The sequence below is a fragment of the Arenibacterium sp. CAU 1754 genome, assembly GCF_054482635.1.
In genome coordinates, this window is the sequence record NZ_JBTLRG010000001.1 from 489,664 (window position 1) to 512,339 (window position 22,676).

General features: G+C 60.7%; 24 protein-coding genes. 5 read left to right on the forward strand and 19 right to left on the reverse strand.

Going from position 1 to position 22,676, the window contains the following annotated elements; translation table 11 throughout:
• Positions 1–363 (reverse strand): phosphoribosyl-AMP cyclohydrolase, encoded by a 363-nt coding sequence (gene hisI, locus ACXYMO_RS02415; protein ID WP_458877050.1) that lies wholly within the window; start codon positions 361–363, stop codon positions 1–3.
• A 67-nt stretch (positions 364–430) separates the two neighbouring features.
• On the opposite strand from hisI, the gene ACXYMO_RS02420 reads away from it, so the two are divergent.
• Complete coding sequence (locus ACXYMO_RS02420) at positions 431–883, forward strand: iron-sulfur cluster assembly scaffold protein (RefSeq protein ID WP_458877051.1); 453 nt, start codon at positions 431–433, stop codon at positions 881–883.
• Positions 884–1,073: 190 nt separating this feature from the next.
• Here the strand turns inward: ACXYMO_RS02420 and ACXYMO_RS02425 are convergent, their stop codons facing one another.
• From ACXYMO_RS02425 to sciP, 5 genes are all read right to left on the reverse strand, one after another.
• Complete coding sequence (locus ACXYMO_RS02425; protein ID WP_458877052.1) at positions 1,074–1,196, reverse strand: hypothetical protein; 123 nt, start codon at positions 1,194–1,196, stop codon at positions 1,074–1,076.
• 110 nt (positions 1,197–1,306) lie between these two features.
• Complete coding sequence (gene recG / locus ACXYMO_RS02430) at positions 1,307–3,397, reverse strand: ATP-dependent DNA helicase RecG (RefSeq protein ID WP_458877053.1); 2,091 nt, start codon at positions 3,395–3,397, stop codon at positions 1,307–1,309.
• Positions 3,394–5,514 carry an NAD-dependent DNA ligase LigA gene (ligA, locus tag ACXYMO_RS02435; protein WP_458877054.1) on the reverse strand — a complete coding sequence of 707 codons (2,121 nt, stop codon included), beginning with the start codon at positions 5,512–5,514 and terminating at the stop codon, positions 3,394–3,396. The genes recG and ligA overlap by 4 nt, the downstream gene beginning before the upstream one ends.
• 157 nt (positions 5,515–5,671) lie before the next feature.
• Positions 5,672–6,388: a response regulator transcription factor CtrA gene (gene ctrA, locus ACXYMO_RS02440; RefSeq protein WP_458877055.1), complete on the reverse strand. Its 717-nt coding sequence runs from the start codon at positions 6,386–6,388 to the stop codon at positions 5,672–5,674.
• Between the two features lie 99 nt (positions 6,389–6,487).
• Entirely contained in the window at positions 6,488–6,766 is a 279-nt protein-coding gene (sciP, locus tag ACXYMO_RS02445) for a CtrA inhibitor SciP (RefSeq protein WP_458877056.1), read from the reverse strand.
• Between the two features lie 129 nt (positions 6,767–6,895).
• Here sciP and mnmA point away from each other — a divergent pair, with 129 nt between their 5' ends.
• Together mnmA and ACXYMO_RS02455 are read left to right on the forward strand one after the other, a co-directional pair.
• Complete coding sequence (gene mnmA / locus ACXYMO_RS02450) at positions 6,896–8,041, forward strand: tRNA 2-thiouridine(34) synthase MnmA (protein ID WP_458877057.1); 1,146 nt, start codon at positions 6,896–6,898, stop codon at positions 8,039–8,041.
• Complete coding sequence (locus ACXYMO_RS02455) at positions 8,034–8,561, forward strand: GNAT family N-acetyltransferase (protein WP_458877058.1); 528 nt, start codon at positions 8,034–8,036, stop codon at positions 8,559–8,561. The genes mnmA and ACXYMO_RS02455 overlap by 8 nt, the downstream gene beginning before the upstream one ends.
• On the opposite strand, the gene lpxB is transcribed toward ACXYMO_RS02455, so the two are convergent.
• The 13 genes from lpxB to pyrH form a co-directional block, all read right to left on the reverse strand.
• Complete coding sequence (lpxB, locus tag ACXYMO_RS02460) at positions 8,530–9,702, reverse strand: lipid-A-disaccharide synthase (RefSeq protein WP_458877059.1); 1,173 nt, start codon at positions 9,700–9,702, stop codon at positions 8,530–8,532. The genes ACXYMO_RS02455 and lpxB overlap by 32 nt on opposite strands.
• Positions 9,702–10,502: an LpxI family protein gene (locus ACXYMO_RS02465; protein ID WP_458877060.1), complete on the reverse strand. Its 801-nt coding sequence runs from the start codon at positions 10,500–10,502 to the stop codon at positions 9,702–9,704. Before ACXYMO_RS02465 ends, lpxB begins: the two co-directional genes overlap by 1 nt.
• Before the next feature lie 3 nt (positions 10,503–10,505).
• Positions 10,506–11,291 (reverse strand): acyl-ACP--UDP-N-acetylglucosamine O-acyltransferase, encoded by a 786-nt coding sequence (gene lpxA, locus ACXYMO_RS02470; protein WP_458877062.1) that lies wholly within the window; start codon positions 11,289–11,291, stop codon positions 10,506–10,508.
• Positions 11,292–11,295: 4 nt separating this feature from the next.
• Positions 11,296–11,760, reverse strand: coding sequence for a 3-hydroxyacyl-ACP dehydratase FabZ (gene fabZ / locus ACXYMO_RS02475; protein ID WP_458877063.1), 465 nt, complete (start codon positions 11,758–11,760; stop codon positions 11,296–11,298).
• A 69-nt stretch (positions 11,761–11,829) separates the two neighbouring features.
• Entirely contained in the window at positions 11,830–12,417 is a 588-nt protein-coding gene (locus ACXYMO_RS02480; RefSeq protein WP_458877064.1) for an OmpH/Skp family outer membrane protein, read from the reverse strand.
• An 8-nt stretch (positions 12,418–12,425) separates the two neighbouring features.
• Positions 12,426–14,747 carry an outer membrane protein assembly factor BamA gene (gene bamA / locus ACXYMO_RS02485; RefSeq protein WP_458877065.1) on the reverse strand — a complete coding sequence of 774 codons (2,322 nt, stop codon included), beginning with the start codon at positions 14,745–14,747 and terminating at the stop codon, positions 12,426–12,428.
• A 168-nt stretch (positions 14,748–14,915) separates the two neighbouring features.
• Positions 14,916–15,041: a hypothetical protein gene (locus tag ACXYMO_RS02490; protein ID WP_458877066.1), complete on the reverse strand. Its 126-nt coding sequence runs from the start codon at positions 15,039–15,041 to the stop codon at positions 14,916–14,918.
• 97 nt (positions 15,042–15,138) lie between these two features.
• Complete coding sequence (gene rseP, locus ACXYMO_RS02495; protein ID WP_458877067.1) at positions 15,139–16,497, reverse strand: RIP metalloprotease RseP; 1,359 nt, start codon at positions 16,495–16,497, stop codon at positions 15,139–15,141.
• A gap of 5 nt (positions 16,498–16,502) precedes the next feature.
• Entirely contained in the window at positions 16,503–17,675 is a 1,173-nt protein-coding gene (gene dxr, locus ACXYMO_RS02500) for a 1-deoxy-D-xylulose-5-phosphate reductoisomerase (RefSeq protein ID WP_458877068.1), read from the reverse strand.
• Complete coding sequence (locus ACXYMO_RS02505) at positions 17,675–18,466, reverse strand: phosphatidate cytidylyltransferase (RefSeq protein WP_458877069.1); 792 nt, start codon at positions 18,464–18,466, stop codon at positions 17,675–17,677. Before ACXYMO_RS02505 ends, dxr begins: the two co-directional genes overlap by 1 nt.
• Positions 18,463–19,194 (reverse strand): isoprenyl transferase, encoded by a 732-nt coding sequence (locus tag ACXYMO_RS02510; protein ID WP_458877070.1) that lies wholly within the window; start codon positions 19,192–19,194, stop codon positions 18,463–18,465. The genes ACXYMO_RS02505 and ACXYMO_RS02510 overlap by 4 nt, the downstream gene beginning before the upstream one ends.
• Positions 19,195–19,203: 9 nt before the next feature.
• The gene (gene frr / locus ACXYMO_RS02515) at positions 19,204–19,767 is read right to left on the reverse strand and encodes a ribosome recycling factor (RefSeq protein ID WP_458877071.1); all 564 of its coding nucleotides are present in this window, start codon (positions 19,765–19,767) and stop codon (positions 19,204–19,206) included.
• Between the two features lie 42 nt (positions 19,768–19,809).
• Complete coding sequence (gene pyrH / locus ACXYMO_RS02520; protein WP_458877072.1) at positions 19,810–20,556, reverse strand: UMP kinase; 747 nt, start codon at positions 20,554–20,556, stop codon at positions 19,810–19,812.
• A 118-nt stretch (positions 20,557–20,674) separates the two neighbouring features.
• On the opposite strand from pyrH, the gene miaA reads away from it, so the two are divergent.
• Complete coding sequence (miaA, locus tag ACXYMO_RS02525; protein WP_458877074.1) at positions 20,675–21,550, forward strand: tRNA (adenosine(37)-N6)-dimethylallyltransferase MiaA; 876 nt, start codon at positions 20,675–20,677, stop codon at positions 21,548–21,550.
• A gap of 94 nt (positions 21,551–21,644) precedes the next feature.
• Entirely contained in the window at positions 21,645–22,424 is a 780-nt protein-coding gene (locus ACXYMO_RS02530) for an AraC family transcriptional regulator (RefSeq protein ID WP_458877075.1), read from the forward strand.
• Positions 22,425–22,676 lie beyond the last annotated feature (252 nt).

Sequence of the window (22,676 nt, forward strand, 5' to 3'; positions counted from 1 at the left end):
TCAGCCCTCTTCCGGCGTCATCAGCTCAACCTCGGATCCGTCGCGCACCGCCGTGTAGAAACAACTGCGCCGGTTGGTATGACAGGCCGGCCCCGTTTGTTCGATCAGCACCAGCAGGCAATCGCGGTCACAATCCACGCGCAAATCGACCAGCTTTTGAACGTGGCCCGATGTTTCGCCCTTGACCCAAAAGGCGGACCGCGACCGGGACCAGTAGGTGACCTTTCCAGTCTCCAGCGTTTTCCGGACGGATTCGGCATTCATCCAGGCCATCATCAGAACATCCCCGTTTTGCGCGTCCTGTGCGATGGCCGGGATCAACCCCGCCTCGTTATAGACCAAAGTCGAAGTATCAAAGGACATGGGCAAAAACCTTTTGCATTGGCGGGGTGCCTGACTATGTATGAGGAACACCGCCCGAGGAAAAGCCATGTCCGGCGAAACTGATCTGATCAAATTGTATTCGTCGCGCATCCTTGCGCTGGCGGCCGATATTCCACATCTGGGCCGGCTGGATGCGCCCGATGCGACAGTCAAGAAACGCTCGCCCCTGTGCGGGTCCACGGTCACGGTCGATCTGAGTGTCGAAGATGGTCGGATCAGCGAATTCGCACAGGACGTCAAGGCCTGTGCGCTGGGTCAGGCCTCGGCTGCCGTTGTGGGCGGGGCCGTCATCGGGGCCACGCGCAAACAGATTGAAACGGCGCGCGATCAGCTCAAGGCGATGCTGAAGGACGAAGGCCCGGTTCCGGATGCCCCGTTTGACGGGCTCGAGGTTCTGATCCCCGCGCGGGAATACAAGAACCGCCATGCCTCGATCATGCTGGCGCTGGAGGCCACGGCCGAGGCCATGGAAAAGGCCGAACAGGCCAACTGCGCCTGATCCCGATCATCCCCTAAAAAAAACCGCCGCACATCCCGGGCGGATGGCGGCGGCAGGTAATGCGTTTCTCGTGTGGGATGCCGGGGCCACTGACGGGTATGGGACAGGCAAGTCACCCTCGCATCATAAATGGGGACAGAGATGCGTGGCGCCGGGCACGAGATCGCAGGCAGAAAACAGAAAATCGGTGTCAGATCATTCCCGGCAGATGCAGGGCAACCATAAGCATGACCACCAGCGACATGGCCCCGGCGGCATCCTGCAGCAACGTGGGCTGAGCGCGGTGCAGAGCGTTCTTGATCTGAAGGAACATCGGGGCATCTCCCTGGTCATTAAGCTTTTGTTGACCTTTTGTTCTCATTTTCAGGCGGACATGTAAAGAACTTTATGAGAACATTCGTGAACTTTTTGTTCTCTCTTCCGTTAACCCACTGAAATCAAACGAATCGCTTCGTCCTGCCGCATCAGCCACAGAAGAACACGCGCGGCGCGCCCCCTCTCCGAGGACAAATCAGGATCGGCGGCCAGCAAGGCGCGCGCGTCGCTCTGGGCAATGGCCATCAGACCTGCCTGCCGCTCCAGATCGGCGATCTGAAACCGCGGCAGCCCTGATTGCGCGGTTCCAATCATGTCACCTGCCCCGCGCATTTCCAAGTCGGTTTCCGCAATGACAAAGCCATCCTCGCTTTCGCGCAGCACCTCAAGGCGGCGCCGACCCGTTTCGGACAAGGGCGGTTGGTACATCAGCAGACAGGTGGAGTCGGCCGTGCCGCGGCCCACACGGCCCCGCAGCTGGTGCAGCTGAGCAAGGCCAAAGATTTCGGCCCGTTCGATCACCATGATCGACGCATTCGGCACATCGACCCCCACCTCGATCACGGTGGTGGCAACCAGAACCTTGGTGTCCCCCGATTGGAACGCGGCCATGGCGGCGTCTTTTTCTGTCGGGGGCATCTGTCCATGCACAAGGCCAACGACCCCCTCGCCCAGCACCGCCCGCAGCGTCTTGAACCGTTCTTCGGCTGCGGTCAGATCCACGAGTTCGGATTCATCGACCAGCGGGCACACCCAATAGCACTGCCGGCCTTCGTCAATGGCCCGGCGCAGATGGCCGATGACCTCGTCCATGCGTTCGGTACTGACGACAGCGGTTTTGACGGGTTTACGTCCGGGTGGCTTTTCATCCAGAACCGACACGTCCATGTCGCCATATTGCGCCAGGGCAAGGCTGCGCGGGATCGGAGTGGCCGTCATCACCAACACATCGGCGCCCTGCCCCTTTTTGCCCAACTCCATCCGCTGGCGCACGCCGAACCTGTGTTGTTCGTCCACGATGGCAAGGCGCAGATCCGAAAATTCGACATCCGGTTGGAACACCGCATGGGTCCCGACAAGGATCTGGATCTTGCCCTCGGCCAGCGCCGCCAGTTTGGCGCGGCGTTCACTTCCCTTGTCGCGACCTGTCAGGATTTCCAGAACGACGCCCGCCTCTTCGGCCAGCGGGCGCAACCCTTCCAGATGCTGGCGGGCCAGGATTTCGGTCGGGGCCATCATGACGCCCTGCCCGCCCGCCTCGACCGCGACAAGCAGGGCCATGAAGGCAACCAGCGTCTTTCCAGCCCCGACATCGCCCTGCAACAGCCGGTTCATCCGTTCGGGCGCGGCCATATCGGCGGCAATCTCCTCGATGGCGCGGCTTTGGGCGTTGGTGGGGCGATAGGGCAAACTGGCCAGAACCTTGCGCTGTAACTGCCCTGTGGCCACGCTGACGATGCCGCGCGCCTTGCGTTCGCGACGCCGGGCCAGGGCAAGGGTCAGCTGATGCGCCATCAGTTCATCATAGGCCAGCCGTTCCCGTGGCGGGGACGACGGGCTGATATCATCCAATCCGCGCGGCGCATGGGCCTGTTTCACCGCATCGGCCCAATCCGGCCAGGCCTGTTGTGCTTTCTGCGCGGGATCGACCCATTCGGACAGGGCGGGCACCCGTGACAACGCGCTTTGCACGGCCTTGAACATGGTCTTTTGCGTGACGCCCTGTGTCAGGTGATAGACGGGTTCGAAATCGGGAATGTCGTCCGCCTCTTCGGGCGGGAGCAGATGATCGGGATGCACCATCTGCGCCATTCCGTCGAACAGTTCGACCTTGCCCGACACAACCCGGCGTGCGCCGCTGGGGGCGATTTTTTTCAGGTACTCAGCCCGGGCGTGAAAGAACACCAGTTGGAAATCGCCCTCGGAATCCTCGACATGGATGCGATAGGCGCCCCCCTTGTTGCGCGGCGGGCGATGTGCGCCGATGGTCACCTCAACAGTCAGCGTGACCGGCAGATCGACCCCCCGGATCGTGTCCCTGCGGCGTCGATCAACGACCGCGTAAGGCAGTGAAAACAAGACGTCACGCGGCGTTTCGATGCCCAGGTGGCCCATCAGCTGCGCGGTCTTGGGGCCGACACCGTCCAGCGTTTCGAGCCCCGCAAACAGCGGAAACAGGGGTTCGGGACGTCCGCTCATGACTGCCCGATCAGGGCCAGCCACGCGTCTTCGTCCAAGGTTTCAATCCCCAGTTCGGCGGCCTTTTTCGCCTTGGACCCGGCCCCCGGACCGGCGACGAGGATATCGGTCTTGGCGCTGACCGAGCCCGAGACCTTGGCTCCCAGGGCTTCGGCCCGGGCCTTGGCCTCGGCCCGGGTCATGCGTTCGAGTGTTCCCGTGAACACAACGGTCTTGCCGGCCACCGGGCTGCCGGTTGTGTCGGCGCGCGCGGCCTCTTGCACCGTCAGCTGGGCCACCAGCCGGTCAATCGAGGCGCGTTCGCTGTCCTGCGCAAACGCCGTGACCAGCGACGTTGCCATCACGGTGCCCACGCCGTCGATATTCAACAAGTCCGCCCATGCGGGCCCGTCGCGATCCTGCGCTGCCGTCATGGCCGTCTCGAACGCGTCCCATGTGCCGTAATGCGTGGCCAGCAGGTTCGAAGCGGATTCGCCCACATGGCGCAGACCAAGGGCAAATATCAGGCGCCCCAATGGGATAGTGCGTTTTTCGTCAATGGCGGAAAACAGGTTGTTGGCCGATTTCTCGCCCCAGCCTTCGCGGTTTTTCAACTGTTGCAGGCCAGTGCTATAGCGGTCATGCAGGGTGAAAATGTCGGCCGGTTCACGGATCCAGCCATCGTCATGGAACTGCTCCACCTGCTTGTTTCCCAGCCCCTCGATGTCAAAGGCCGCCCGGCTGACAAGATGTTTGAGCTTTTCGACCGCCTGCGCCGGACAGATCACCCCTCCCGTGCAGCGGCGTACGGAATCGCCGTCCTCGCGGATGGCGTCGGATCCGCATTCGGGGCAGGTTTTTGGGAATTCAAAGGGCGCGCTGTCAGCGGGACGTTTGGACAGGTCCACATCGGCCACCTTGGGGATCACGTCACCGGCGCGATAGACCTGCACCCAATCGCCCACGCGGATGTCTTTTCCACCGCGGATTTCGCCCCCCTTGGAATCGCGCCCGGCGATGTAATCCTCGTTGTGGAGCGTGGCATTTGAAACGACGACCCCACCGACGGTCACCGGAGTTAACCGCGCCACCGGGCTGAGCGCGCCGGTGCGGCCGACCTGAATGTCGATCGCCTCCAGCCGGGTCCAGGCCAGTTCGGCGGGGAATTTGTGGGCAATGGCCCATCGCGGCGTGGTCGAGCGAAACCCGAGCCGCGCCTGCAGCGACAGATCGTTCACCTTGTAGACCACGCCATCGATGTCATAGCCGAGCGTCGCGCGCTGTTCTTCGATATTTCGGTAATGGGCAAGCATCTGCGCTGGCCCATCGCACAGCTTGGTCAGCGGATTGGTTGAAAACCCCAGCCGCGCGAGATGTTCGATCGCCCCGTGCTGGGTGTCGGACAGCGGCGCCGACAGTTCGCCCCAGCCATAGGCAAAGAACCGCAGCGGACGTTTGCGGGTGATCTCCGCGTCCAGCTGGCGCAAGGATCCGGCGGCGGCATTACGGGGATTGGCAAAAGGTTTCTGACCGGCCTCTGCCTGCCGATCGTTCAGCGCCGCAAAATCCGCGTGTGACATGTAAACCTCGCCGCGCACCTCAAGGATGTCCGGGGCGCCGGTCAGGGTCTTGGGAACATCCGCAATCGTGCGGGCATTCTGGGTCACGTTCTCGCCCACGGAGCCGTCGCCACGCGTTGCGGCCTGAACCAGATGTCCGTTTTCATAGCGCAGGGACAGCGACAATCCGTCGATCTTGGGTTCGGATGTGTAGGAGAGCGGGCTGTTTCCCGATAGCCCAAGGTATTTGCGAACGCTGGTATCAAAGGCGCGCACATCATCGTCCTCGAACGCGTTGCCAAGGGACAGCATGCGGATGGCATGGACGACCTTTGCGAACCCCTCACCGGGGCGTGCGCCGACCTGATCTGACGGGCTATCGGCGCGTTTCAGTGCGGGGAAACGCGCCTCGATCTCGCTGTTGCGCTGCTTGAGACGATCATATTCCGCATCGGAAATTTCCGGCGCGTCTTCGGCATGATAGGCTAGATTGGCCCGCCCCAGTATCTCCGCCAGACGGGCAAGTTCCTGTTCGGCCTGAGCCTCTGTCAGGTCTTCGACTTTTGTTTTTTCTGTCACGGCCTTGCCCCGCATCTTTTGTGGGACAAGTGATAGGGCGCGGCATGTGTCAGGTCCAGAGCCCTGGCGGTGTGAGTGGTTGCTTTAGCGCCCCCGACGGAAATATGCCGGGGGAATATCAGATTGTAGGCGCCAGTATTTCCGGACGCTGCGGCGGTCAGGCCCCGACGGCGATGCGCTGTCCGCCAAGTTCGTCACCTTGCGGATCGCGCAGCACATATCCGCGGCCCCACACGGTTTCGATATAGTTCGCGCCATCGATTGCATTGCTCAACTTTTTGCGAAGTTTGCAGATGAAGACGTCGATGATCTTCAATTCGGGTTCATCCATGCCCCCGTATAAATGGTTCAGGAACATTTCCTTGGTCAGCGTCGTGCCCTTGCGCAGGCTGAGCAGCTCCAGCATCTGGTATTCCTTTCCCGTCAGGTGCACGGGCTGGCCATCCGCCTCGACTGTCTTGGCATCCAGATTGACCGAAATGCGACCCGTATGAATCACTGATTGCGAATGGCCTTTGGACCGGCGGATAATGGCGTGGATGCGCGCCACCAATTCTTCGCGGTGGAACGGTTTGGTCAGATAGTCGTCGGCCCCAAACCCGAATCCCTTGATCTTGTTTTCGGTGTCGTCCGCGCCGGACAGGATCAGGATCGGAGTTTCCACCCGCGCCATGCGCAGCTGTCGCAGAACTTCGTGCCCGTCCATGTCGGGCAGGTTCAGGTCCAGAAGAATAAGATCGTAATCATATAGTTTCGCCAGATCGATCCCTTCTTCACCCAAATCTGTTGCGTAAACATTCAGATTCGCGTGGGTCAGCATCAATTCAATGCTTTTTGAGGTGGTAGGGTCGTCTTCGACTAACAGAACGCGCATGGTTTATTTCTCCGCCTAATCCCAGCTCCCGATTGGCGTTAACCTTGAAGAAGAAAAGTTAATCACCCGTTACCCTAGTATAAAATTTAAATACACAACTCAAGGTTGTCTATACTTTTTCAAAGCGGTCGCTTTCAATGCATCTTCGCCGTGCTCTGCCACGGCACTGAGCCAGCTTTGAAATTCCTCTTCGCTCAGCCCGTACCGGCGTTGCGCCTCGCTCTGCGTAATAAGGCCGTAAAGCACCCCGCGCACCACGGCGGCCTTGCGCGAGGCAACCCAACGCCCTGTTGTCGCTGGCGGCAGATCGGCCCGCGTCATGACCGAACCATCCGGCAAGGTAACGGCCCTGGGTCCGTCGACTTTTTTCAGAAACATCAGTCCATCCTCATCTTCCCGGTGGCGAGTGTGACCAACCTGCCTTAATGAGGGATGAAACCGCCACTTGTGAGTATCTAGGATTTTCCTATATTCTGCTGGTCTTCTTCACCCCACAGGAGCCTTTTCATGGCGCTGGACACATCACCGCCGCTCAATTCGCTTGGATTTGCCAAGCCGCCTTCGGAAACGCGGGTTGTCGTCGCCATGTCCGGCGGCGTGGACAGTTCTGTTGTCGCAGCCCTGCTGGCCGATCAGGGCTATGACGTGGTGGGCGTCACCTTGCAGCTTTACGATCATGGGGCCGCGCTCGCCAAGAAAGGCGCCTGCTGCGCCGGGGTCGATATTCACGACGCGCGCCGTGTGGCCGAGGAACGGGGATTTCCGCATTACGTTCTGGATTATGAAAACATTTTCCGGGACGCGGTAATTGATGAATTTGCCGACAGTTATCTGGCCGGCGCAACGCCCGTGCCCTGCATTCGCTGCAATGAGCGGGTGAAATTCAAGGATTTGCTGGAAACGGCCAAGGATCTTGAGGCCGATTGCATGGCAACCGGACATTACATTCAGCGTATCATGGGGCCAAACGGGCCGGAATTGCACAGCGCGTCGGATGCCGGGCGCGATCAATCCTATTTCCTGTTTTCAACAACTCCCGAGCAGCTTGAATTCCTGCGTTTTCCGCTGGGACACCTGCCTTCGAAAGAAGCGACCCGCGCTTTGGCCGCGCAATACGGGCTGTCCGTCGCGGACAAACCCGACAGCCAGGACATCTGTTTCGTTCCAAATGGCGATTATGCCAGCGTGATCGAAAAACTGCGTCCCGGGGCCGGAGAACCGGGACAGATCGTTCATGCCGACGGGCGCGTTCTGGGGCAGCATGACGGTGTGCTGCATTACACCATTGGGCAACGGCGCGGTCTGGGGATCGGCGGGCTGGCCGAGCCGCTTTACGTGGTCAAGCTGGATGTCGAGACCAAGCAGGTGATTGTCGGCCCCAAGGACATGCTTGCGACCCGCATTGTTCCGGTGCGCGAAATCAACTGGCTGGCCGATGCGCCCATCGACAGCCAGAAGGAATGGCACATCTCGGTCAAGGTCCGCTCGACCCGCCCGCCGCGCGAAGCCATTCTGCGCCCCCTGCCCGATGGCACGGCCGAAGTTGAGCTTTTGTCCCCCGAAGAAGGTGTTTCCCCCGGACAGGCCTGCGTCTTTTACGAAACCGGTGGCAGTCGCATCTATGGCGGCGGCTGGATCTGGAAAGGTGCCTGAGCGCATCCGCACCCCTCGGCTTGACCTGCGTCCCTTGCAGGCTGACGATGCTGCGGCGTTGTTCGGCATCTTCTCAGACGCAGACGCGATGCAATATTTCGATAGTCTTCATACGTCGCTTGATGAAACCCGCGCCTGGGTCAAGGGAACTTTGGGGCAACCGGCCCGGACAACTCGCGAATTTGCCATTCTCAAGGGCGGTAGCCTGATCGGAAAGGCGGGAATCTGGCGGGCACCGGAACTGGGGTTTGCGTTACACCGGGATCACTGGCGCCAGGGGATCATGCACGAGGCGCTGAGCCATCTCATTCCGTATGTGTTCCGGCAAATGCGCCTGGCCGCGATCACGGCAGATGTGGACCCGCGCAATCAGGCGAGCCTCCGCCTCTTGAAACGTCTTGGGTTCACAGAAACGCATCGTGCAACAGCGACGCTCAAGATTGGCGGTGTCTGGTGTGACAGCGTCTATTTTGCCCTGCCCAACCCGTTCATGGACGACCGTCATCCGCCATCCGCATAAGGATGGCGCGCGCGGCGCGCAGACCGGGGGCATCCCCACCCTGCCCCAGACGTTGCATGGTGGTCTTCATGGCCGCGGTCTGGGCCTCTGGCGCGGCCAGAACATTGTCCAGCGCCTCGGCAATATTGTCGGGGCGGCACGCGGGCCCCAGGCATTCCGGCACCACGCGTGTTTCGCTGACCAGATTGACCAGTGTCACGGTATCGATCAGCGCCATCCCGCGCATGATGTGCCAGCTCAGCCAGTGGAACCGATAGGCCACCACCATGGGGGTGCTGGCCGCAGCCAGTTCCAACGATACCGTGCCCGACGCCGCCAATGCCAGCGAGGCCCCGGCAAAGGCACCCCGCTTGTGCGCCGCCGCCAGATCGGGCGACAGGCGGGTCGGATCGATCATCACAGGATCGCCGGGCCAGCCGGTCATGGCCTCGCGCACCAGACCCGCAACCGGCGCGGCCGCAGGCACCACGATCCGCATGTCGGGATGGCGTTTCAGGAACAGGTACACCGCCTGGCCGAATACCGGGGCCAGCCGCCCCACTTCGGAGCGGCGCGACCCCGGCAGGACCAGAAGCCAGGGCGCATCGCCCAATCCGAACGCGGCGCGGAAATCGGCGATTTCGCGGTCTGTGGCCTGAGGTTCGGCAACCACCGGATGGCCGACAAAGTCGCATTCCATCCCGGCCGCTTGCATCAAGGGCGGCTCAAACGGAAACAAAGCCAGAACGTGATCGATCATCCGGGCCATCTTGGCGGCGCGACCCGGACGCCAGGCCCAGACGGTGGGCGCCACATAATGCACGGTGCGTACCGAACAGGCGTCCTTGACCAGGCGGGCGACCCGCAGGCAGAAATCGGGGCTGTCTATGGTGATCAGAACGTCCGGTTTGGTGTCGATCACCGCCTGCGCCATTTCGGCAATCCGCCGTTTCAAATGGCGATACTTGGGCAGCACCTCGGCAATGCCCATGACACTCAGTTCATCCATGGGAAAGCGGCTGACTAGGCCCTGTGCCGCCATCTGAGCGCCCCCGACGCCGTCAAAACTCACACCTTCAGGGACGAGAGTCTTGAGCCCTTCCATCAACGCGCCGCCCAGCCGGTCGCCCGACGGTTCCCCGGCGATGATGAACACCCGCATCAGCCGTCAGGTCCCCGGACCCACAGGAACAGACCAAGGCGATCACATTCCTCGATGACCTGCGGCCGGTTCAGAACAATGACCCCGTCCCGCGCGATCACGATTCCGGACAGATCGGCCCGGGCGGCGGCCAGCACCGTGTCAGGCCCGATCGTTGGCATATCGATGCGCAGGTCCTGACCTGTTTTGGGCGCCTTTACCAGAACGCCGCCCCCCTCGCTCGCGTCGGGGCGCGATTGCAGGCTGGCCAACATCCAGTCTGTTCCAAACACCCCTTCCAGCGCCAGTGCCTGGCGGTTCTTGACCACGCAGGCCTGACCGATGTCCGCCGCAGACAGCGCGGACAGGATGTCAAACCCGCGCGTCGTATCCGCGCGATCAGCCTCGGCTGGTTCGTGTTCTCCCAGAACGCCTTCTTGCGGCAAAAGATCGGGCGCGATTTGATGGGCACCTTTGACGGTGAAACCGGCCTCTTGAAACAGGTCGATCACAACCCTCAGCGCGCCGTCATCCCCCTGCGCCAATGCCGCCTGAAAACGGGGCACCAGGGGCAGCGTCTTTGCGTCGATGGCGGCAGGGTCAATCCTGGGACGGGCAATTGCACCGGCAAAACAGACGGTTTCGACACCGCGGTCTTTCAGCGTGTCCAGAAAACTGCCCAGCGTTTCCAGACGGAACGTGAGATCGACTTCGACGTCGTCCGGCCCCGACCCGTCATAGGCGCAGATCAGCGGCGGCGAATCCGTTGCGGACACGATGGCGCGGGGAAGGTCCCCGGCTCCGGCAATCAGCGCCAGCATGGCTCAGCTCCCCGGTGTCAGGAAGGACCGGTCCGAGTCGCCCAGCACAAACTCGACGATATCCTGAACATAGGCGCTGTCGGAATCGTCGCCCAATCGCCGGACCCGGTCCTGAAACGTGCCCTCGCCCTGCGCCAGCATCTGAAAGGCGGCGCGCAACGCGGTGATGTCGGCCCGGGCCACGCCGCGGCGTTTCAGACCGACAAGGTTCAGCCCGTCAAGTCCCCCCCGCGGGGCCTGAACCAGACCGTAAGGAATCACGTCATTGGTCACCATCGTGACCGCACCGATGATGGCGCCTTTGCCGACCCGGACCCATTGATGAATGCCAGACAGACCGCCGATGATCACGTCATCCTCGAGAACGCAGTGACCGGCAATTGCCGCCGAATTGACCACGATCACACGGTCGCCGATCTGCGCATCATGCGCGATGTGGCATCCGGCCATGAACAGACCGTCATCCCCAACCCGTGTCACGCCACCGCCACCGTCAGTCCCAGCATTCATGGTCACATGTTCGCGGATGCGATTGCGCGCGCCGATCACAAGACGGCTGTCTTCGCCCTTGAATTTGAGATCCTGGGGGATTTCACCAATGACCGCGAAGGGAAAGACAACCGTATCTTCGCCGATCTCGGTTTGCCCCGTGATGACCACATGGCTTTTCAATTCGACCCGATCGCCCAGCACCACCTGACTGCCGACACAGCAGAACGGGCCGATCACACACCCCTCGCCCAGCTGAGCGCCGTCTTCCACAACTGCCGTAGGATGTATCTGCGCCATGGTATTAGTCCTTGGGAAGGTCGATCATCGCGGTGAATTCCGCCTCGGCCGCCAGGTCGCCCTCGACCGTGGCAGACCCGCCGAACCGCCAGACGCGACCACCAGGTTTGCCGCGCAAGGTCGTCACGGTCATTTCAAGGATATCGCCCGGAATCACCTTGCGGCGGAATTTGCATTTGTCGATGCCCATGAAATAAATCAGCAGATCGCGGTCGGCCATTTCAAGAGTGGCCCCGATCATCACTCCAGCCGTCTGCGCCATCGCCTCGACGATGGTCACGCCGGGCATGATGGGCGCGCCGGGAAAATGACCCTGAAAATGCGGTTCGTTCATCGTGACATTCTTGATCCCGCGCGCTGAACTTGTCCCGTCGATATCGACAACCTTGTCGACCAACAAAAAAGGATAGCGATGCGGAAGAATGCGCTGGATCAACTGGATATCTGCGCTGAGCAATTGCGACTTCATGACAAAGTTCCCTGCTTGGAGGCTTTTGGAGGTCTGAGTAACAACCCACGAAGTGATGAGCAAGCGGCGCTATTCGCTGGGTTCCGGGGCGGTTTGGGTCCCATCACCAATGGCGGCATTGATGCGTGAAATCGCGATGTCGGTGATGTCGGTGGCATTGGCGCTCAGAAAAACGCTGGAGCGTTCAAGGATCACGCCTGCCCCGGCTTCGCGCATCAGGGCGGCCAGCACCGGACGCGCGGCCTGATAAAAGGCGACACGCGCCTCTTCACCGCGCTGGCTCAGAGTGCGCGCCTTGGTATCCTGGGTGCGGCGAATTTCCTGCACTTTCTCATCAAAAGCATCGGCCAGAGCCCTGAATTCATCCGGGCCCATCTGCTCCCGCTTGGTGGTCAGCTCATGTTCCTCGGCGGTGAGTTCGGCCTCGATCTTGCGGTTTTCAGCCGACAGGATCGCGCCATCCGCCTCGATTTCGGCAGCGACGCGGCGGCCGTAATCCGAGCCTGAAAACAGACGGTCCGAGGAAATCGTAAGGATCGCACTTTGCGGCAGGCCCAGTTCCTGCGCGTTTGCGACAGAGACCAGACCGGCACTGCCGACGGCGGCCCAGAGCGACAGAGCAAGGGCCGTCAAACGCCGGATGAACCGGTGCGCCATGGAGTGCCTCAGAACCTTGCCTGAATGGTCAGGTCAAAGGACTGTTCCTTGTCGAAGGATTCCTTGCGAATGGCATTGGAAAAGTTGAACCGCAAAGGCCCGAAGCCGGTTTCCCAAAGCAGCGAAACACCGATCACATGACGATAGGATCCGTCAGCACCGACAATTCCGGCTGCCCCGGCCGTATCCGCATTGTCGAGGTTCCACAAGTTGCCGACGTCATAAAAGACGCCGCCGCGAATACCCAGTTCCTCGGGCAGGCCCAGCGGAAATTCTGCTTCAAACCGGGCAACCGCATAGAGATTGCCGCCAAGGGCATCATCCACACCGTTGGACTGATCGCGCGGGCCGACCCCGGCCGGTTCGAACCCCCGCAACATGTCATTGGACAGAAAGAAACGGTCAACCGCGCGGCTGAAGTTGTCGCCCTGCCACCGCAGAGCGCCCGCCTCAATCGTCGCACGCAAGGTAACTTCCTCGTTCAGGACCTTGGTCTGCGCCACGGCTTTGGCCCTGGTGCGCACGAATTTGTTGTCGCCGCTCAACCCGGCAAAGTCGGCACCCACCTCAAACAGGAACCCGGCGTTCGGGTTCAGGCCCGTAAGACGGGTGTCGAACCTGTAATTCAAGCCAATCGCGCTGGTGGTGCGGCTGCCGGTCGCGATTTCCCGGGTGATGACATCGCCGGTCACCACGTTTTCGCGCGCAATCAGTTTGTTGTCTTCATAAAAGTACCGAACTCTCAACTGGCCATTTTCGCTGACCGGAAAGCTGAGCGCCGGGATGAAGAATTTCTTTTCAGTATCGTAGGTTGCATAGGTCGACGTGGTCGCGGCCAAGCCGAAATCGAGATCCAACCTGAGATCGCGGCCCAGCAGATAGGGCTCGGAAAAGCCGATGATGTATTCTTCGGCATCCTCGGCGGTGGAGGCCGTGAAGCTGAGCCGCTGACCCCGACCGAGGAAGTTGTTTTCACGCAGCCCGATATTGACGCCGAACCCGTTGCTCAGCGAATAGGCCCCGCCCAGCGTGAGAGAGCCGGTTGGCTGTTCTTCGACATTCACGTCGATGATGACCTGATCGCTGGCCGATCCCTGACGCGCATCGATGTCGGCCTTGGAGAAAAAGCCAAGTGCGCGAATACGTTCGGCGCTTTTACGGATCTCGCGCGGGTTGAACGGATCGCCTTCGACGACCTTGAACTGCTGACGCACGACCCGGTCCAGCGTTGTGGTGTTGCCTTCGATATCGATGCGTTCAACAAAAATTCTGGGTCCGCGGGTGAGGACGAATTCGACGTCCAGCGTCAGCTCACGATCATTGCGGGAGATCCGTGGTTCGACCCGCAGAAAATCGATCCCCTTCTTGATCGCCAGACGCTCCTGACGGGCGATCGCGTTTTCAACCAGCGACGGAGAATAGACGACGCCGGGTTTGACCTTGAGAACCGCCTGAAATTCATCCGCATCCACATCGGTGATTTCGCTTGTCGTGGTGATCTGGCCAAAGCGGAATTGCTGCCCTTCTTCGACATTGACCACCAGAAAGAAAGCGTCCCGTTCGCGTGTCAGCTCCACATTGGTGCTGAGCGTGCGGAAATCGACATAGCCCCGCGACAGATAGAAATCGCGCAGCACCTGTTTGTCGAATTCGATACGATCCTCGACCAGGGTGTCCGCCCGGATAAAGGTGCGCAAGAATCCGGCCTGCTTGGTTTCAAGAACACGGCGCAGGCGGCGGTCGGAAAAGACGCGGTTCCCAACAAAACTGACCCGTTCGATTTCGATTGTGTCGCCTTCGGCGATTTCGAACACCAGATCGACCCGGTTGTCGCTGCGCCGGATGATCCGCGGTGTGACGCGGGCCGCGATGCGCCCCTGCTGTGAATAGGCCTCGGCGATCACGGCGGCGTCGCGTTCGGCCTGTCCGGGGCTGAACACGCGGCGCGGCGCGGATTCGATGAATTCGGTCAGGGCCTCATCCTTGATGCGGCGGTTACCTTCAAAGTTGATGCGATTGATGGTCGGGTATTCCTTGACCCGTACAAGCAGGGTGTTGCCACGCGGGACCAGTTCGACGGATTCAAACAGGCCGCTGCCCAGAATCCGCTGATAGGCGTCGTTCAATTCACCGACGCTGACCGGACGCCCACGCTCGATCCCGGAATAGGTGGCGATTGTGCCGGTTTCGATCCGCTGGTTGCCTTCCACCTCAATCGTATTGAAGCGATAGGTCTGGGCCGTGGCTTCGGTCCCCAGGGCGAAAATGAGCATCCCGAAAGAGAGACCAACGACCGCGATCAGGCGACACAACATATCGGCCTTGATCATCTTGCTAACGCAGGATGTACCCACGGCGTTCCCCAAACCCATATCGCATACCCAAATCTTAGAAGACACTGTTCTGTGAGTAGCGAGAATGACGAACGATGTCAAAACCACAAAAAACGGCGCCTGAAATTAACCAGACGCCGCCGAATTGAAAACCTGTAGCGAGAGTTACAGACTGCCCAGATATGCCCCCGCCATCAGAGCAAAGGCAATTGTCGCCACATACAAGATGCGGTCCCAATTCAGCTCCATCATCAGAGAGAGCCCACGATATGACTGCTGAAGTGTCTGCATGTCACCATTCCTTTGCTGCCTGTTAAGCAAAAGTTACCGGCAGAATGTGGCGAGACTTGGGCAGATTGATGGCGCATTTCGCACCCTTCCTGTGTTCCTAGCAGAAGATATCGTTGAACAGGGCAAAGCCCATCAGGCTCAGAATTGCCGCGATACCGATTGTCATCAGAATCCCCAGAACTTTTTCGTTTGGCGGTTTTCCGGTCACGGCCTCATAGGCGTAAAATACCAGATGACCGCCATCCAGCGCCGGCACTGGAAACAGGTTCAGCAAGCCGACAGCCGTCGACAGGACAGCAATGAAAAAGACAAAGCTTTGCGTACCTTGCGAGGCCATCGCGCCGGATGTCTGCGCAATCCCGATGGGACCGGACATGTTGCAGGTGCTGATGGCGCCGGTCGCCATGTGCCACAGACCGGACAGGGATCGCGTGATGACTCGATAGGTCTGGTACAACCCGCCGATAAACGCATCGACCGGGCCGGTCGTGCTGTAGGCCGGCTCGAACGCCATGCCGCTGACGACGCCGATCCGCCATTTCTTGGCAAATCCGCCCGCCTCCTGGGGTTCATCCGTTTCGCGTGGTTTCAGAGTGACCTTGAGCGTCTCGCCCGCGCGCCAGACCTCCAGATCCAATGCCCGGCCGTTGGAGGATTCAACGATGTCCTTGAGCGCATCAAACGCATAGATCGGGGCGCCATCGACCCCCACGATCACGTCGCCCGATTCCAGACCGGCCGTATAGGCGGCACTGCGCGGTGCAACGGAATCTACACGGGGCGGATAGAGAAACGGCCCCGAAACGCTGACCTCGGCCTCGCCGCGGCGCACAACATATTCCAGCGTTTCCTGCCTGGGCAGGGATTCGCGAAAGACCTGCCAATCGACGGATTCGCTCTCTTCGTTGAACTTGGGCATCTTGATACCCCCGACCGACAGGATTTCATCCCCGGCCTGCAGTTCATAGGCGCCCCCGGGCAGCGGCTGAATGTCCCCCACGGCCAGCGGATCGCTGATGGCCCCGCGGAACATGAAAATGCCCGTGAACACGATGATCGACATGGCAAAATTGAACATCGGCCCTGCCGCAACGGTCGCGGCGCGAGCCCACAACGGTGCGCCATGCATTGTTCGGCGCAACTGAACCGGATCTTGCGCGGCCTCGTCCATGGTTTCGGAATCCTTGCCGGACGCGGCATTTGAGTCGCCCAGGAATTTCACGAATCCACCGAAGGGAAGTGCCGCGATCTGCCAGCGGGTGCCGTGGCGATCCTGACGCGAAAAAAGAACCGGACCAAAGCCGAGGGAAAACACCTCGGCATGAATGCCGGACCATCGACCAACGATATAATGACCGTATTCATGCACGGCCACGATGACCGAAAGGGAAACGACAAAGGCCAGAACCATTTGAACTACGCCGCCAAACTGCGGAATCAACGAAAGAATGTCCAAGAAATCTACCCTGTGCTCTCTGCCATCACCTGATCTGCGATCGTTCTTGTCAGATGGTCTGTCTCAACCACGTTATCAAGTGTCATTGCGGCATCAATAAGTCCGGTTTTGGCTTCAAAACGGTCCAAAACCCGCTCGACCACCTGGGCCATTTCAAGAAATCCGATACGCCCCTCGATAAACGCGTCAAGGCAGCGTTCCTTGGCCGCATTAAACGCCGCGCCAGACAGTCCGCCCCGGTTCATCACGTCGCGCGCAAGGCGCAGGGCCGGAAAACGGTCTTCGTCCGGGGCACGAAAGTTCAACTGACCGATACGTGTCAGATCCAGCCTTTCGACCGGCAAAGGGCGGCGTTCGGGATAATGCAGGGCAAAACCGATGGCATGGCGCATATCAGGTGCGCCCACATGCGCCATCAGCGCGCCGTCATTGAACCCCACCAGCGCGTGCACAAGGGATTCGGGGTGCACGACAACCTCGATCTGGTCCGGGGCCACGCCAAAGAACTCACGCGTTTCGATCAGCTCAAGCGCCTTATTGAACATCGAGGCGGAATCGATCGTGATCCGCTGGCCCATGTCCCAATTGGGGTGGCTGGACGCCTGTTCCAGCGTCGCGGTTTTCAGTTTTTCCAGGGGCCAGTCGCGAAACGCCCCGCCGCTGGCTGTCAGGATGATGCGCTCAACCGAGCGGATGTCTTCGCCGATCAACGCCTGAAACACGGCCGAATGTTCGCTGTCCACCGGCAGCAATCGAGCGCCCGTGCGTTTTGCCGTATCCATCACGAGGGCCCCGGCACAGACCAGCGTTTCCTTGTTGGCGAGGGCCAGGGTGGCCCCCTGCTCCAGCGCGGCCAGTCCGGGGGCCAGCCCTGCGGCGCCGACGATGGCCGACATGACCCAGTCGGCCGGACGCGTGGCCGCCTCGATCAGGGCCGCCTGCCCCGCCTGCACCTCGATCCCGGAACCGGTAAGCGCATCCCGCAAGGCAGGCAGCGCATCATCAAAGGCTGTCACGGCCACATCCGCGCGCAGCGCGATGGCATCCCTGGCCAGTTGTTCGATATTGCGCCCACCTGTCAGGGCAACGACGTCATAGTCGTCCGTCGCCCGCGCAATCAGATCAATCGTGTTCTGCCCCACCGACCCGGTGGCGCCGAAAATCGAAACCTTCCGCATCACACCGTCCCGAATGGCAGCGCTATGAACACACCGGCGACAAAAACGAAAACCGCAGCACCCAGCATGCCGTCGAACCGATCCAGCAGACCGCCGTGCCCTGGGATCAGGTTGCTGGAATCCTTGACACCAACCCGCCGCTTTACCGCGCTTTCGCCGATGTCACCCATCTGGGCGGCAAAGGCCACCAGGACCGAGGACAAAACAAGGCTGAGCGAGGCGTTTTGCGACAGCGCGAACACCAGCCCGATCACCCCGGCGCCGATCCAACCGGCGATTGTGCCGGACCAGGTTTTCTTGGGGCTGACCCGCGGCCAGAATTTCGGCCCGCCAATGACCCGGCCTGCGAAATACCCGGCCACGTCGGACATGATCACGATCAGAACCAGCCACAACAGCCAGATCAGGCCGAAACTGTCACGCAACACCATCATTTCAAAGCCGGCTATCGAAATCAGCACGATGAACAGGGCGCATATGATCCGGTGTTTCTCCAGTTGCCCTGCGCCCACCAATGCGGGTGCCAGAAGGATCGGCAGAACCGTCATGGGTGGCAGATAGGATGAGGCGAGCACCGCGAGACCGCCCAGCAGGGCGATCTGCCAGCCCAGTGCGCGACGCTCGGGCGCCAGCATGCCGAACAATTCCCAGATCATTCCCGCACACAAAACCGCAACGAGGACATGAAACACATGTCCCCCCAGAACCATGCCGCCCAGCCCGACGGCCACCATGACAACGGCCGATCCGACGCGCGCGCCCAAATCCGACCAACGCTCGGACCTGCTCATGTTGCGACAGCCCCGTAACGGCGCTCGCGGCTGCCATAGCTTTTGCACAGCCGATCCAGTTCCTCGGCGGTGAAGTCCGGCCACAGCGTGTCGATGAATTCATACTCCGCATAGGCGGACTGCCACAGAAGAAAGTTTGAAATCCGCGCTTCGCCGCTGGTGCGGATCACCAGATCCGGATCCGGCAGAACATAAGTGTCCAGATAGCGGGGCAAGGTATCTTCATCGACGTCTTCGGGTTTCAGCTGCCCGGCGGCGACATCCTCGGCCAGCCGTTTGGTGGCGCGCGCGACCTCGTCCCGGCCGCCGTAGTTCAGAGCGATGGTGAGGTGCACACGGTCGTTCTTTTGTGTCTGTGTCTCAAGCTGGTCCATCAATTCGATCAGCTTGGCATCCAGCCGCACCCGATCCCCGATGAAACGCACCCGCACACCGCGCGCATCCAATGCGCGGGTTTCCTTGGCGATGTAGCGGCGAAACAGGCTCATCAGCCCGGCGACTTCGACCTGGGTGCGTTTCCAGTTCTCGGTGGAAAAGGCAAAGATCGTCAGGTATTTGATGCCCAGATCCGGGCAGGCTTCGACCACTTCGCGGACCCGTCGGGCCCCGGCATGATGCCCGAACAGCCGCGGACGTCCCCGTGCCTGGGCCCAGCGTCCGTTGCCATCCATGATGATGGCTACGTGACGCGGACCGCCCGATTGCGGGGTATCAGGATCCTTGGGCATAAATCCGCGTCAGACCTGCATGATTTCGGCTTGTTTGTTTTCCAGCGCATCGTCAACCGCCGAAATCATCTTGTCGGTCAGGTCCTGAACTTCGGTTTCCCAGAATTTCTGATCGTCTTCGGACATGCCGTCGGCCTTGGCCTTCTTGATCTGGTCCATGCCATCGCGGCGCACGTTGCGAATGGCGACGCGGGCATGTTCGGCATATTGGCCGGCCACCTTGGTCAACTCGCGGCGGCGCTCTTCGTTCAGTTCGGGGATCGGCAACATGATGATGGTGCCGTTCAACTGCGGATTGATGCCGAGCCCGCTTTCGCGGATTGCCTTTTCGGCGGCGCCCACCATCGACTTGTCCCAGATGTTGACCGTGACCATTCGGGGTTCCGGCACGTTCACGGTGCCCAACTGGTTGATCGGTGTCTTCTGGCCATAGGCTTCGACCATGACAGGTTCCAGCATCGATGCACTGGCCCGTCCGGTTCGCAGTGATGCGAATTCGGTCCGCAATGCGGCCATCGCACCATCCATACGTCGCTGCAAATCGTCTGTATCCAGCATGAATTCGTCTGACACGGGCGCGCTCCCTCTGATTTGTTCGTTTTTCGCTCTATAGCCTTAGCCATGGACCTTTGTATAGGTGCCGCGACCTGCCAGAATTCCCCTGAAGCCGCCCGGCTCGTCCAGCGAAAACACGATGATGGGCAGATTGTTGTCCCGCGCAAGCGCGATTGCGCTGGCGTCCATCACCCCAAGACGTTTGGCCAGAACGTCGTCATAGCTGACATCGTCATAGCGTTTGGCATCGTCATGCTTGGCCGGGTCCTTATCATAGACGCCATCCACCTTGGTGCCCTTGAAAATCGCCTCACAGCTCATTTCGTTGGCGCGCAGGGTCGCGGCCGTATCCGTCGTGAAATAGGGGTTCCCGGTGCCGGCGGCAAAGATGCAGACCCGTTTCTTTTCCAGATGGCGCACCGCGCGACGGCGGATATAGGGTTCGGCAACCTCGTCCATGCGGATCGCGCTGATCACGCGGGTATGCACCTTCAGCGCCTCAAGCGCGGATTGCATGGCCAGCGCGTTCATGACCGTCGCCAGCATGCCCATGTAATCGGCTGTCGTGCGTTCCATCCCCTGTGCCGAGCCTTGCAGCCCGCGAAAAATGTTGCCGCCCCCGATGACCATGCAGATTTCAACGCCCAGATCGTGCACAGATTTGACCTCGTTCGCGATGCGCTGAACGGTGGGCGGGTGCAGGCCAAATCCCAGATCGCCCATCAGCGCCTCACCGGATATTTTCAGCATGACCCGCTTGTAAGTCGTGTCGGGTTCACCAGATTCTGTTGTCGAGGAAGAGGTCATGTTGCGCTCCGCTGTGCCACGGGGTTATTTTCCCGGCAAAATGACTGAAATCGCTGGCAGGTTCAATGCGCCTCGCGGCAGTTAAGTGCGATAGGCAAGCAGGGACCTGAAAATGCGGATGGATGGGTTTGAAAATCTCCCCGAGATTCCGGCGGATAAACCGGTCCTGATCGCGGGCCCCACCGCGTCGGGGAAATCGGCGCTGGCGCTGCGGATTGCCAATGAAACAGGCGGCGTCATCGTGAATGCGGATGCCAGCCAGGTCTATGGCTGCTGGCAAATCATCACGGCCCGCCCCAGCCCCGAGGAAACCGCCCAGGCGCCCCATGCGCTCTATGGTCACGTCCATTGGGAGGCCGACTATTCCGCCGGTCACTGGCTGCGCGAGGTGCGCGAGGTGCTGTCGCGCAACCAACGCCCGATTATCGTCGGGGGCACGGGGCTCTATTTTTCGGCGCTGACCACGGGGATGGCCGACATTCCCCCAACCCCTCCGCATATCCGCGCCGCGGCCGACGACATGGCCTTGGCGGAGCTTCTGGCAGACCTCGACACAGCGACGGCGGCCCGCATCGACGTTCTGAACCGCGCCCGGGTGCAACGGGCCTGGGAGGTGCAGAAAGCGACCGGGCGATCGCTCGCCTCATGGCAGTCGGATACGCCACCCCCTGCCCTTGCCATCGCGGATACCGTGCCGCTGGTGTTCGATGTCGACAAGAACTGGCTGCAAGCGCGGATAGAGCGGCGCTTTGACCAGATGCTGAAACTGGGCGCCCTGGACGAGGTGCGCGCGATGCTGGAGTCCTATGATCCGACCAAGCCTGCCTTTCGCGCCATCGGCGTGCCGGAACTGGTCGCCTATCTCAAAGGCGAAATGACGCTGGACCAGGCGCGCGCGCAGGCCACGATTTCCACCCGCCAGTTTGCCAAGCGACAGCGCACCTGGTTCCGGTCGAAAATGGGTCTCTGGCAGAAAATTCGCCCCTCCCGGTGACCGGGTCGCCGCAGGTTTTTACTTTCGCGCCGATTTTTTGTTTAATCGCGGTCAGTTACTTTACTGATGCGAACCTTTGGCCGTGAAAGATCATATGGACCCCCATGTCGAACTCATGTCCCTGGCCCAGTTGGGGCGTCTGGGCGGTTGGCAGCTTGAATTGCTGCATGACAATCCGTTCGACCTTTTAATCTGGATCACCAAGGGACAGGGTCTGGCCCTGCTGGACGGGTCCCGTCGGGGGGTCGGAACGCACAATGCCCTGTTCGTGCCCGCAGGAAACCTGATGTCGCTTGAGCTGGGGCGACAGGGGTTCGGTCAGGCGCTGATCCTGCCGCAAGGGTTGGACATCACCTTGCCGGAACGGGTGCTGCACCTGCGGATCCGGGATGTCGCCGCACAGAACGAACTCACGGCCATCTTCGAAGCCATCGGGCGGGAACAGAATGCCGCCCGCCCGCTGTTTCACAGTGCGGTCAAGGCGCATGCGGACCTGGCAAGCATCTGGCTGCGCCGTCACTGGCACGTGGAGCGCCACGACGAAACCGCGGCGCGGCGATTGACGCGGGCCTATTTCGACAGGGTGGCGCGTTATTTCGCCGACGGGTCAAGCATGGCCGATCACGCATCGGCACTGGGCGTCACGCCAACCCATCTGACCCGGGTGTGCCGATCGGAAACCGGCAAGACCGCCGCCGCGCTGCTGACGGAACGGATCCTGCATCGCGCCCGCGAATTGCTGGTCTCAACGGATGTCCCGGTGCAGGATATCGCAAGCAGTCTGGGATTTGGGAGTGCCGCCTATTTCACCCGGTTCATCAAGCATCACAGCGGACATTCCCCGATGGCCTTGCGCCGGATGGCGTCGCGGTGAGGCGCGCTTCGTTTGCGAAGGGACCAGCCGGGCATGTCGTTTTCCGTCAGCAACTATGTCGCTTTTTCAACATGAAGTGACGAAACCAAACATTGACGGATGGGGCAAACTTGTGCCGAATGGCGCTGTGGGGAAGCAGTGCAAATGAATTCACGGATATTCGATGAGGTGGAAGGTACAGGCCCGGGCCTGTGCGTGACCACGTTCGACCCGCGTTCATCTGGGCGCGCTCCATGACCAATCCTGCTGTCC

What these genes read in the sequence shown, in the direction of transcription:
- miaA (WP_458877074.1), top strand. Translation starts at nt 20,675, where the DNA reads ATGGATGGGTTTGAAAATCTCCCCGAGATTCCGGCGGATAAACCGGTC.
- ACXYMO_RS02425 (WP_458877052.1), bottom strand. Translation starts at nt 1,196, where the DNA reads ATGTTCCTTCAGATCAAGAACGCTCTGCACCGCGCTCAGCCCACGTTG.
- fabZ (WP_458877063.1), bottom strand. Translation starts at nt 11,760, where the DNA reads ATGAAGTCGCAATTGCTCAGCGCAGATATCCAGTTGATCCAGCGCATT.
- dxr (WP_458877068.1), bottom strand. Translation starts at nt 17,675, where the DNA reads ATGCGGAAGGTTTCGATTTTCGGCGCCACCGGGTCGGTGGGGCAGAAC.
- recG (WP_458877053.1), bottom strand. Translation starts at nt 3,397, where the DNA reads ATGAGCGGACGTCCCGAACCCCTGTTTCCGCTGTTTGCGGGGCTCGAA.
- ACXYMO_RS02465 (WP_458877060.1), bottom strand. Translation starts at nt 10,502, where the DNA reads ATGCTGGCGCTGATTGCCGGAGCCGGGGACCTTCCCCGCGCCATCGTG.
- mnmA (WP_458877057.1), top strand. Translation starts at nt 6,896, where the DNA reads ATGGCGCTGGACACATCACCGCCGCTCAATTCGCTTGGATTTGCCAAG.
- lpxB (WP_458877059.1), bottom strand. Translation starts at nt 9,702, where the DNA reads ATGCGGGTGTTCATCATCGCCGGGGAACCGTCGGGCGACCGGCTGGGC.
- ACXYMO_RS02420 (WP_458877051.1), top strand. Translation starts at nt 431, where the DNA reads ATGTCCGGCGAAACTGATCTGATCAAATTGTATTCGTCGCGCATCCTT.
- ACXYMO_RS02530 (WP_458877075.1), top strand. Translation starts at nt 21,645, where the DNA reads ATGGACCCCCATGTCGAACTCATGTCCCTGGCCCAGTTGGGGCGTCTG.
- ACXYMO_RS02480 (WP_458877064.1), bottom strand. Translation starts at nt 12,417, where the DNA reads ATGGCGCACCGGTTCATCCGGCGTTTGACGGCCCTTGCTCTGTCGCTC.
- ACXYMO_RS02510 (WP_458877070.1), bottom strand. Translation starts at nt 19,194, where the DNA reads ATGCCCAAGGATCCTGATACCCCGCAATCGGGCGGTCCGCGTCACGTA.
- pyrH (WP_458877072.1), bottom strand. Translation starts at nt 20,556, where the DNA reads ATGACCTCTTCCTCGACAACAGAATCTGGTGAACCCGACACGACTTAC.
- hisI (WP_458877050.1), bottom strand. Translation starts at nt 363, where the DNA reads ATGTCCTTTGATACTTCGACTTTGGTCTATAACGAGGCGGGGTTGATC.
- ACXYMO_RS02490 (WP_458877066.1), bottom strand. Translation starts at nt 15,041, where the DNA reads ATGCAGACACTTCAGCAGTCATATCGTGGGCTCTCTCTGATGATGGAG.
- bamA (WP_458877065.1), bottom strand. Translation starts at nt 14,747, where the DNA reads ATGATCAAGGCCGATATGTTGTGTCGCCTGATCGCGGTCGTTGGTCTC.
- lpxA (WP_458877062.1), bottom strand. Translation starts at nt 11,291, where the DNA reads ATGGCGCAGATACATCCTACGGCAGTTGTGGAAGACGGCGCTCAGCTG.
- ACXYMO_RS02505 (WP_458877069.1), bottom strand. Translation starts at nt 18,466, where the DNA reads ATGAGCAGGTCCGAGCGTTGGTCGGATTTGGGCGCGCGCGTCGGATCG.
- ctrA (WP_458877055.1), bottom strand. Translation starts at nt 6,388, where the DNA reads ATGCGCGTTCTGTTAGTCGAAGACGACCCTACCACCTCAAAAAGCATT.
- sciP (WP_458877056.1), bottom strand. Translation starts at nt 6,766, where the DNA reads ATGTTTCTGAAAAAAGTCGACGGACCCAGGGCCGTTACCTTGCCGGAT.